Source organism: Pseudomonas sp. AC463 (assembly GCF_979253585.1).
The window spans coordinates 1-246 of record NZ_CEEDDZ010001005.1; the positions used below are offsets into that span (position 1 = coordinate 1).

Consider the following 246-nt stretch of genomic DNA (forward strand, 5'->3'; position numbering starts at 1 on the left):
GTCCCGCGGTGGGCAAAATTACGACAGTCGCTTTGGCGCGCGAATGAAAGGCGAAGGCCACTTTGCCGAACTGCTGGCCCAGCGCTTTCGCCTGGCCCGCCGACGTTATGGGTACGACGGTACGAAGCGAGCCGTTCTGGACTGCTCGCTGTTCGCGCCGCCCGGACAGCAGATGGGGCTGTTCTGACGGCCTTCGTCGTTGCTGGAATTCCCGGGTGTCGCTGCGCTCGACCCGGGCTACTGGGT

Annotated in this window: 1 pseudogene; it reads left to right on the plus strand. The window is 64.6% G+C overall.

Annotated features, from left to right (window positions below):
* A pseudogene (locus AC0IYH_RS33265) lies at positions 1 to 187 on the plus strand (PA0069 family radical SAM protein); the annotation flags it as partial.
* Between the last annotated feature and the right edge of the window lie 59 nt (positions 188 to 246).